This is a genomic window from Kitasatospora sp. NPDC051914 (genome assembly GCF_040680995.1).
In the GTDB taxonomy this organism is placed as follows: domain Bacteria; phylum Actinomycetota; class Actinomycetes; order Streptomycetales; family Streptomycetaceae; genus Kitasatospora.
The window spans coordinates 58,298-67,542 of sequence record NZ_JBFAXX010000048.1; the positions used below are offsets into that span (position 1 = coordinate 58,298).

Genomic DNA, 9,245 nt, shown 5'->3' on the forward strand with positions numbered 1-9,245 from the left:
TGACTTTGTGCCGCTACTGAACAAAACAGAAGCCCGGTCATCCGCCGCCGACCCCCTCTCCGACGCCGCCGCCACCGCGGTCCGCGCCCCGCGGACGTGGTCCGCCGCCCGACTCGCCCTCACCGCCTTCTTCGCGATCGACGGCTTCCTGTTCGCCGCCTGGGTGGTGCGCATCCCCGACGTGCGCGCCCAGGTGCACGCCTCGCACAGCGCACTCGGCCTGGCCCTGCTCTGCATCTCCGCCGGCGCCGTCGCCACCATGGCCCTGGTCGGACGGCTGTGCGTGCGGTACGGCAGCCGCAAGGTCACCGTCGGCTCGCTCGCCCTGCTGAGCCTCGCCGTGCCGCTGCCCGCGCACACCCACTCGGTGGCCGCCCTCGGCGCCGTCCTGCTGCTCTTCGGCGCCGGGTACGGCGCGGCCAACGTGAGCATGAACAGCGCCGCCGTCGACCTCGTCGCCCGGCTGCGACGCCCCGTCATGCCGAGCTTCCACGCCGGGTACAGCCTCGGCGGCCTGCTCGGCGCCGCGGTCGGCGGCCTGCTCGCCGGCACCTTCAGCGCCGCCTGGGCGCTCGCCCTCGGCGGGGTGCTCGGACTGGCCGTCACCGCCGCGGCCGGCGCCGTCCTGCTGCGGGACCCGGACGGCGACGCACCGGCGCCGGCCGTCACCGCGGCCGAGGCCGCCAGGGGCGCGGGCGCACCGGCCGCAGCGCCGCGGCACGCCCGGCTGCTGGTCGTCCTGCTCGGCCTGACCGCGCTCTTCACCGCGTACGGCGAGGGCGCCCTGGCGGACTGGGCCACCCTGCACCTGACGGACGACGTCCACGCGAGCGCCGGGACGGCCGCCGCCGGCTACGCCGCCTTCGCCTTCGCGATGACCGCCGGACGGGTCAGCGGCACCTGGCTGTCGATCCGGCTCGGCGCGACCCGGGTGATGCTCCTCGGCGGCCTCACCGCGGCCACCGGCATGACGGTCGCGGCGCTGGCCCCGTCGGTGACGGTGGTGCTCGGCGGCTTCGTCCTCGTCGGCATCGGTCTGGCCAACATCTTCCCGCTGGCGATCGGCCGCGCCGGGGCCACCGGCGGACCGCGGGGTGTGGCCACGGCCTCCGCCCTGGGCTACGCGGGCATGCTGATCGGCCCGCCGGTGATCGGCTTCCTCGCGGACGCAGTGGGGCTGCCGCTCGCACTGACCAGCGTCGCGGCGGCAGCGGCCCTGGCGGGTGTGCTCGCCCTGGTGGTGGGGCGGAGGCCGCACCGGGCGGCGTAGGACCGAGGCAGCGGGCGCCTCTTCAAGGCACGGGGGCGGTCAGGTCAAGGGCGCCGAGGGGCACCTCCCGGCCTTCGGTCGGGAGGTGCCCCTCAGCGCCCCCACTGGTTGTCCGGCTGCCCCGGTATCAGCAGTCCGGGAGGAGGGCGGCTTCGGCCACGTCGGGGTCGGGGTGGTGCTGCCAGTGGCGGAGCTCCTCCTGAAGGGCTCCGTCGGCGGCGCAGCGTTCGTAGGCGGCGACCGGGCCGACCAGGGCGGTGTGCGCGGCGCGGGCCAGCCGGTCGGCGCCGTCCGGCAGCACCGGCAGCCACGGCGCGCGGTCGCCGGGGCCGGCGGACACGGCCGCGGCCATGGCTGCGGGCAGCAGGTCGGTGCGCCGTCGGGCGAGGACGGCGAACACCGCGTCGACCCGGGCGAACGCGGGGTCGGCCGCGAGCAGGGCCGCACAGCGCTCCTCGCGTGTCGCGGGGTCACGCAGCCAGAGCCGGGCGGCCGGGGCCGACAGCGCGGGCGGGTGGTCCCCGGTCAGGAAGTGCTCCAGTCGGGTGTCGACGGCGGGCAGCGGCGGGAGCAGTTCGGCGAGGGCGAGCCGGCGTTCGGGCCGGTCGAAGCCGGGGGCCGCGGACAGCCGGTCCCACACCGCCCCGGCACAGGGCCCGGAGAGGCCGAGCGGCGGTGCGGCGGCCGGTGCGCGGGGGTGTTCGCGCAGGTGCACGGCGAGTTCGGTGAGGGCGGCGGCCCGGTCGGTGTCGCCGTCCGCACCGGCGCGGCGGACCGTCCGGCGCAGCCAGGTGTCGGCGGCGGCCAGGCAGGGTGCCGTGGAGTCGCGGGCCTGGGCGGTGGTGAGGACGGTGTCCCGCAGGACCTTCTCCGGTGTGGCGGCGAGCAGGTGCTCCGGTGTCCTGGCCGCCTCCTGGAGGACGAGCGCGCGTGCCTCGGGGTGGTCGTGCCAGGCGCGTTCGAGGGCGAGCAGCACCCGTGCCCAGGTGTCCCGGCCCTCTCGGGCGGCGGTGCGCAGCAGGGCGGTGCGGCCCAGCATGCGGGTGGTGTGGCGGTGGTGGTCGGCGAGGGCGGTGAGGCGTTCCCCGGACTGCTCGAGCGGGAGCAGTGCGAGGAGGTTCGCGGAGACGTAGGGGCTGTCGCCCACGCGGGCCAGGTAGGGGGCGGTGGCCTCGGCCCGTTCCGCGGGGTCGAGGGCGAGCAGGGCGTTGATCTCGGGGCGGCGGGTGTTCGGCCGGGCGGCGAGGCGTTCGCGGACGAGCCGGGAGCGGGTGTCGGGGTCGAGCAGCAGCAGGTACGGCTCGGGAGCCCAGGCCGTCCGGTCGAAGAGCGACCGGGAGGGCCGCGGGCGGCAGGTGTCGGCGAGGGTGCGCAGGTCGGCGGGCGGCAGGGCGCGGGCGGCGCGGAGTGCGCGGGCGGGGAGCGGTCCGGAGGGCAGGTGCAGCCGGGTGGCGGCACCGGAGCGGATCGCCGCGAGGACGGTCGCGGGCCGTTCGAGGAGGCGGACGGCGGCGGCGGGCGGCAGCAGGTCGGGGGCGGTGGTGAGGAGGTGCTCGGCGGCGGCCCGGTCGCGGGCGGCCACCTCGGCGAGGCGTCCGCGCAGCCGGTGCGGGACCGGGCCGTCCGACTGCCGGACGGTGTCGGCGAGCAGCCGGGCGACGGCTCGCGGCGCGGTGCGGGCCAGGGACTGCAGGACACCGTCGGGCGCCGGGAGCAGTGGCAGCCAGTGGTCGACGGCGGCCGGGGTGCAGGCGGGCAGCAGCCGGGCGGCCTCGGTGGCGTCGTAGCGGTCGCGGACCTCGGGCAGCAGCCGTTCGGCGAGCGCGCGCCGGCGGGCGCGGCGCAGCAGCCGGTACAGGTCGTGCCGGGTGTCGCGGGGTGCGGTGCGGGCGAGTCCGGCGAGCGCCCCGTCGGGGACGGGGAGACGTCCGGCGGCGGCCAGGGCGCGGCGGGCGAGCAGCGGATCGGCGAGGGCCGCGGCGACCCTTCCCAGGTCGCGGCGGACGACGGCGAGGAAGAGCGCGGTGTGCCGGTCGTCCCGGTCGCCCGCGTCGAGTGCGGCGTGCAGCCGCTCGTACTGCCCGGCGGTGAGGGCCCGGCCGTGCTGCGCGAGTGCGGCGGCGCGTGCGGGGCGGGGCAGGCGGTCGAGGTGCGGGGGGAGGATGTGTGCCATCGCGCTCACCGGGAGGTGGCGGGGCCGGCCTTTCGGGTCGTCATGGCGGTGATCGTGACAGCATGGCGTCCGGGGGTGCAATCGGTTTTCGTCCGCGCTGGGAGGGGTTGTGCGGGTCCTGGTGACCGGGGCGTTCGGCTTCGTGGGACAGGCGGTGGTGCGGCGGCTGGCGGCGGCCGGGCACGAGGTGCGGGCCCTGAGCAGCAGCCGTACCGGGGCGGGCGGCTTGCCGGTGACGCGGGTGTTCCGGGCGGACGTGCGGGACGCGGCGGCGCTGGCGCCGGCGGTCGCCGGGGTGGATGCGGTGTGCCATCTGGCGGCGCTGACCCGCGGCCGGGAGTCGGTGGCGCGTCCCGAGGCGCACCGCGAGGTCAATCTGGGCGGGACGGCGGCGCTGCTGGACGCACTGCGCCGACGGGAGGGCGGCGGCCGACCACTGGTGGTGTTCGGGTCGACGGCGGCGGTGTACGGCGCGCCGGTGCGGCAGCCGATCGACGAGTCGGCGCCGACCGCGCCCGGCAACCCGTACGGCGAGTCCAAGCTGGCGGCGGAGCGGGAACTGGCGGAGCGTTCGGCGGCCGGCGAGGTGTCGGCGGTGGTGCTGCGCTGCTTCAACGCGGCCGGGGCGGGCGACGTGGACGAGGCCCGGATCATTCCGAAGGCGCTGGCGGTCGCCGCGGGCCGCCACCCGTACCTGGAGATGAACGGCGACGGCAGCGTGGTGCGGGACTTCGTGCACGTGGACGACGTGGCCGACGCCTACCTGCGGGCGCTGGGCGCGGGGGACGTGCTGGCCGCGCACGGCGGGTTCCGGGTCTACAACGTGGGGGCGACGCCGGCGAGCATGCTGGAGATCGTCGCGGCGGTGGAACGGGTGACCGGTCGCCGGGTGCCGGTGGTGCACCGGCCCGCGCAGGCCGAGGCGCCGCGACTGGTCGCGGACTGCACCCGGATCGGGCAGGAGCTGGGCTGGCGGGCCGAGCGCTCGGCGCTGGACCAACTCGTCCTGGACGCCTGGGCGGCGGTCGGCGGGCGGGCCTGACGGGGGCGCTGCGGCTCGGGGCTCCGGTCGGGGGCGGCAGCCGGGCGAAGTCCCGACACCCCCGGTGGCGCTGCCCGGTCGGCGCGCGGCCGGAATGGGAAGCTCGACGGATGATCGACCGCATCCGCCGAGGCCTCGTCCAGTGGACCGTCGTGCTGCCGGTCCTGGCGCTGGTCACCCTCGTCCTGACCTGGGGCCGGTCGCTGCCGGGGCCGGCGGTGGCCGTGGTCGCACTGTTCCTCGCCGGGGCGGTGCTGTCGGCGGTGCACCACGCCGAGGTGATCGCGCACCGGGTCGGGGAACCGTTCGGCTCACTGGTGCTGGCGGTGGCGGTGACCGTCATCGAGGTCGCCCTGATCGTCACCCTGATGGCGGACGCGCCGGTGAAGAACGCCACCCTCGCCCGGGACACCGTGTTCGCCGCCGTGATGATCACCTGCAACGGCGTGCTCGGTCTGTCGATCCTGCTGACCGCACTGAAACACCGGATCGCGGTGTTCAACGCCGAGGGCACCGGCGCGGCCTTCGCCACCATCGCCACGCTGTCCACCCTGAGCCTGGTGCTGCCCACCTTCACCACCAGCACGCCCGGCCCGCAGTTCAACACCGCCCAGCTGACCTTCGCCGGGATCGCCTCGCTCGGCCTGTACGGGCTGTTCGTGACCACCCAGACGCTGCGCCACCGCGAGTACTTCCTGCCGGTCAGCGCCGAGGGCGAACCGCTCACCGAGGACGACCACGGGGAGCTGCCGAGCGCCCGCGCCGCCCGGATCGGCCTGGCACTGCTGGCCGTCGCGCTGGTGGCAGTGGTGGGCCTGGCCAAGGGGGTCTCCCCCACCATCGAGAGGGCGGTCGCGGACGCCGGGCTGCCCGCCTCGGTGGTCGGTGTGGTGATCGCCCTGCTGGTGCTGCTGCCGGAGACGATCGCCGCGCTGCGGGCCGCCGCGGGCAACCGGGTGCAGACCAGCCTCAACCTGGCGCTGGGCTCCTCGCTGGCGAGCATCGGGCTGACCGTACCCGCGGTGGCCGTCGCCTCGATCTGGCTGAGCGGGCCGCTGGTCCTCGGCCTCGGCGCCTCGCACATGGTGCTGCTGGCCCTGACCGTGGCCGTCGGCACCCTGACCGTGATCCCCCGCCGGGCGACCCCGCTGCAGGGCGCCGTGCACCTGGCCGTCCTGGCGGCCTACCTCGTGCTTGCGGTCAGCCCTTAGTCGCGCTCCATCAGGGGCACGCGCCCCTAGTGGTGCACCCCGGCAGTGCTGATGGCCGCCACCGAGGGGCGGCTACGCCAGGCGGGATTCGTCGGCGGTGGGGCCCGCCTGGCCGGGGATGCGGAGGTCCCAGCCGACCAGGGCGCGGAGCTGTTCGGCGGTGACGCCGTCCGGGATCGGCTGCGGGGCGTCGTGGCGCAGCGGCGGCTGCCAGCCCTCGTCCGGGGACCAGCTGCGGACGACCTTGGCGGGTGCGCCGGCGACGACGCTGTGGTCCGGGATGTCGCCGCGGACGACGGCGCCGGCCGCGACCACGACGTTGCGGCCGATCCGGGCCCCGGGGAGGATCACCGCGCCGGTGCCGATCCAGGAGCCTGCGCCGATCTCGACCGGCTCGTTGCGCGGCCACTGCTTGCCGATCGGCAGGTCGGTGTCGCGGTACTCGTGGGCCTGGTCGGTGATGTAGACGTTGGGGCCGGTCCACACGTCGTCGCCGAGGACGATCGACTGGTGGCCGACGATGTGGCTGCCGCGGCCGATGACGCAGCCGCCGCCGATCCGCACGATCGGTTCGGGGCCGAGGTCGAGGCCGGGCAGGAAGCCCGCGGAGATGGTCACCCGCTCGCCGATGATCGAGAACGGCCCGATGGTGATCCACTGCTCGTTGAAGACCGCCCCGAGCGGGAACGCCAGCTTGGTGCCGTCGCCGAGTTCGCCGAACCGGTACGGGCCGGGGGTGCGGTTGGTCACCGCTCCGGCCTCCTGCACGAACTTCCAGGCCTTGTGCACCACGTGGCCGGCGGCGCGGCGGCCCCGGAGGCGGGCGGCGGCAAGGAGCGTACGGGCGGTCGGCATGCGCTCACCGTAGCGGGCGTGCGCCCCCGGCGAGGCGCCGGGCGATCAACATCACACCCGGTCCCTGGCACACTCGCCGCATGGAGATCCACGAGCTCGTCGACGTCCTGCGCCGCGAGGGCGCGCTGCTGGCCGACGCCGCCGCACGGACGGCGCCGGACGCGCCCGTACCGACCTGCCCCGGTTGGCAGTTGCGCGACCTGCTGCTGCACACCGGGCAGGTGCACCGCTGGGCCGCCGCCCACGTCAAGGGCGGCCTCGCCGGGCCGCTGGACGAGGCGGGCAAGCTGGCCGCCTGGGGTCCCGAGCCGTCCGACGCCGAGCTGGTGGAGTGGTTCCGCACCGGGCACGGCGACCTGGTGGCCGTGCTGGACGCCGCACCCGCCGACCTCGACTGCTGGAGCTTCCTGCCGGCGCCGTCCCCGCTGGCGTTCTGGGCCCGCCGACAGCTCCACGAGACGACCGTGCACCGGGTGGACGCCGAGTCCGCGGCGGGCGGCGGACGGACCGGCATCGACCCGGCGGTGGCCGCCGACGGCCTGGACGAGCTGCTCACCTGCTTCATGTCCCGGCCCCGGACGAAGCTGCACAGCGAATCCCCGCGCACCCTGCTGGTCCGGCCGACCGACCGCCCCGAGAGCTGGCTGATGACGATCGGCCAGGACGCGCCGCAGGTCGAGCGGGGCGGCACCGGCCTGGCGAACTGCACGGTGATCGGCCCCGCCGAGGACCTGTACCTGCTGCTGTGGAACCGCCTGCCGGCGGACGCCGTGGACATCGCCGGCGACCGCTCCCTGCTGGACCTGTGGCGGGAGAAGGCGACCGTCGTCTGGACCTGACGGCCGCCCGCCGCACCCGGCCGCCCCCGGACCCGGCCCGTACCGAACCCGAGCCCGGGGCGGCCGGCCCGGCCCGTACCGGTTACTGCGCCCAGGGCGCCGGGCGGCGCTCCAGGAACGCCCGCATGCCCGCCTGCGCCTCCTCCGAACCGAACAACCGCGCAGACTGCGCAACGCGCTCGTCGGCGTCCCGCTCGAAGGACTCCACCACGGCAGCCGTGGCCAGCCGCTTGGACTCGGCGAGGCCCTGCGGCGAGCCCTGCCGGACGGCGTCCAGCAGCGCCTTGAGGGCGGCCTCGACGTCGTCCGCTGCCTCCGTGATCAGGCCCATCCGGGCCGCCTCCGCCGGGCCGAAGGTCTCGCCCGTCAGGTAGTAGCGGGCGGCCGCCCGCGGCTCCAGCTTGGGGCGCAGCGGCAGCGAGATCACGGCCGGCGCCAGGCCGAGGCGGACCTCGGTGAAGGCGAAGGTCGTGGCAGGCCCGGCGATCGCGATGTCCGCCGCACCGAGCAGGCCGAGGCCGCCGGCCCGGGCGTGGCCGTTGATCGCGGCGATCACCGGCTTGGGGCAGTCGACGATCGCCCGCTGGATGTCGACCAGGCCGCGCGGGCCGACCGTCGGGTCGCTGCCGGTGGCCTCCGACAGGTCGGCGCCCGCACAGAACACCTTGCCGGTGTGGCCGAGCACCACGGCGCGCACCGCCGGGTCGGCGGCCGCCTCGGTGAGGCCCTTGGCGAGCTCCGCCATGAGGCGGGTGGAGAGGGCGTTGCGGTTGTGCGGGGAGTCGAGTTCGAGGGTCGTGACCGCATCGGCGGTGGTGATGCGGACGAGAGGGCTCTCGCTGGTCATCGCGGATGGCCTGCTTTCCGGCTGAGGGTGGGTCGGACGGGCTCGGGAGGACTTTGACACGCCGACCGTCCGGTCGGCCAGTACGACAGGGGAAATCCGCTGGCCGCGGCGGGTCCGAGCAGGCCAGCATGGGCGCCCATGACGCTCCTCCTGCTCGCGCCCCGGATCAACGAGACCAGCCTGCAGTTGCTCACCTGCGCCCGCCGCAGGGGCCTGCGGGCGCACACCGCCGTGCGCTGGGAGGTCCCGGCCGAACTGGCCGGGCTGCGGCCGGCGCACCTGTACGGCGGTCCGCTGTTCGCCGACGCGGCCGCCGGGGCGCTGGGCGTTGCACCGCTGGAGCCGCCGGCCGACTGGCCGGCCTCGCTGCCCGCGGACCTGTTGGGCCGTCAGGTGGAGTGCACCACCCTGGCCGAGGCGCGCCGGCTGCGGCGTCCGGCCTTCCTGAAGCCGCCGGTGGACAAGCTGTTCCCGGCCCGGGTCTATCCGGACGGCAGCGGGCTGCCCGGGCCGGACGCCCTGGACGACGACACCCTGGTGCAGGTCAGCGACGTGGTGGCGTTCGCCTCGGAGTACCGGCTGTTCGTGCTGGACGGTGCGGTGCGGGCGGCGAGCCGGTACGCGGTCGACGGCGGCCTCGCCGTGTCGCCCGGGGTCGGCCCGGAAGTGCTCGCCTTCGCCGCCGACGTCCTGGCCGCAGGCGGCCTGCCGAGCGCCGTCGTCGTCGACGTCGGCCGGCTCACCGACGGTACCTGGGCCGTGGTCGAGGCCAACCCGGCCTGGGCCAGCGGCAGCTACGCCTGCGACCCGGACCACGTCCTCGACGTCGTCCTCCGCGCCGCCGGCCCCGCCGAAGCCGTCACCCCCGCCGACCGCCCCTACACCCGCCCCGTCCCCGAAGTCGTCCGCTGAAGCAGGCCGGCCCGTGGGGGCGCGTGGGGTACCTCCCGGGCTCGGAACCCCAGGGACCCACCCCCCCCCCCCCGCGGACCCACCACAAAAGTGGAA

Annotated in this window: 8 protein-coding genes; 5 read left to right on the plus strand and 3 right to left on the minus strand. The window is 76.3% G+C overall.

Annotated features, from left to right (window positions below; genetic code table 11):
- Window positions 1–7 precede the first annotated feature (7 nt).
- Window positions 8–1,270 carry an MFS transporter gene (locus AB0M03_RS27960; protein WP_363495783.1) on the plus strand — a complete coding sequence of 421 codons (1,263 nt, stop codon included), beginning with the start codon at window positions 8–10 and terminating at the stop codon, window positions 1,268–1,270.
- Window positions 1,271–1,397: 127 nt separating this feature from the next.
- Here the strand turns inward: AB0M03_RS27960 and AB0M03_RS27965 are convergent, their stop codons facing one another.
- Window positions 1,398–3,443: a hypothetical protein gene (locus AB0M03_RS27965; RefSeq protein ID WP_363495786.1), complete on the minus strand. Its 2,046-nt coding sequence runs from the start codon at window positions 3,441–3,443 to the stop codon at window positions 1,398–1,400.
- A gap of 109 nt (window positions 3,444–3,552) precedes the next feature.
- On the opposite strand from AB0M03_RS27965, the gene AB0M03_RS27970 reads away from it, so the two are divergent.
- Together AB0M03_RS27970 and AB0M03_RS27975 are read left to right on the plus strand one after the other, a co-directional pair.
- Window positions 3,553–4,485 carry an NAD-dependent epimerase/dehydratase family protein gene (locus AB0M03_RS27970; RefSeq protein ID WP_363495789.1) on the plus strand — a complete coding sequence of 311 codons (933 nt, stop codon included), beginning with the start codon at window positions 3,553–3,555 and terminating at the stop codon, window positions 4,483–4,485.
- 110 nt (window positions 4,486–4,595) lie between these two features.
- On the plus strand, window positions 4,596–5,696 hold the full coding sequence (locus AB0M03_RS27975; protein ID WP_363495792.1) for an ionic transporter y4hA: 1,101 nt from the start codon (window positions 4,596–4,598) through the stop codon (window positions 5,694–5,696).
- 72 nt (window positions 5,697–5,768) lie between these two features.
- On the opposite strand, the gene AB0M03_RS27980 is transcribed toward AB0M03_RS27975, so the two are convergent.
- Entirely contained in the window at window positions 5,769–6,551 is a 783-nt protein-coding gene (locus AB0M03_RS27980; RefSeq protein WP_363495795.1) for a DapH/DapD/GlmU-related protein, read from the minus strand.
- An 80-nt stretch (window positions 6,552–6,631) separates the two neighbouring features.
- Between AB0M03_RS27980 and AB0M03_RS27985 the strand changes: the two genes are divergently transcribed.
- Window positions 6,632–7,390, plus strand: a complete 759-nt coding sequence (locus AB0M03_RS27985; protein WP_363495798.1) for a maleylpyruvate isomerase family mycothiol-dependent enzyme — start codon at window positions 6,632–6,634, stop codon at window positions 7,388–7,390.
- Between the two features lie 82 nt (window positions 7,391–7,472).
- Here the strand turns inward: AB0M03_RS27985 and AB0M03_RS27990 are convergent, their stop codons facing one another.
- Window positions 7,473–8,237: an enoyl-CoA hydratase family protein gene (locus AB0M03_RS27990; protein ID WP_363495801.1), complete on the minus strand. Its 765-nt coding sequence runs from the start codon at window positions 8,235–8,237 to the stop codon at window positions 7,473–7,475.
- Window positions 8,238–8,375: 138 nt separating this feature from the next.
- Between AB0M03_RS27990 and AB0M03_RS27995 the strand changes: the two genes are divergently transcribed.
- The gene (locus tag AB0M03_RS27995; RefSeq protein ID WP_363495804.1) at window positions 8,376–9,149 is read left to right on the plus strand and encodes an ATP-grasp domain-containing protein; all 774 of its coding nucleotides are present in this window, start codon (window positions 8,376–8,378) and stop codon (window positions 9,147–9,149) included.
- Window positions 9,150–9,245: the final 96 nt, after the last annotated feature.

Bases quoted from the DNA above. Each gene is read 5' to 3' on its own strand.
- AB0M03_RS27965 (WP_363495786.1), bottom strand. From the start codon at position 3,443: ATGGCACACATCCTCCCCCCGCACCTCGACCGCCTGCCCCGCCCCGCA.
- AB0M03_RS27975 (WP_363495792.1), top strand. From the start codon at position 4,596: ATGATCGACCGCATCCGCCGAGGCCTCGTCCAGTGGACCGTCGTGCTG.
- AB0M03_RS27980 (WP_363495795.1), bottom strand. From the start codon at position 6,551: ATGCCGACCGCCCGTACGCTCCTTGCCGCCGCCCGCCTCCGGGGCCGC.
- AB0M03_RS27985 (WP_363495798.1), top strand. From the start codon at position 6,632: ATGGAGATCCACGAGCTCGTCGACGTCCTGCGCCGCGAGGGCGCGCTG.
- AB0M03_RS27990 (WP_363495801.1), bottom strand. From the start codon at position 8,237: ATGACCAGCGAGAGCCCTCTCGTCCGCATCACCACCGCCGATGCGGTC.
- AB0M03_RS27995 (WP_363495804.1), top strand. From the start codon at position 8,376: ATGACGCTCCTCCTGCTCGCGCCCCGGATCAACGAGACCAGCCTGCAG.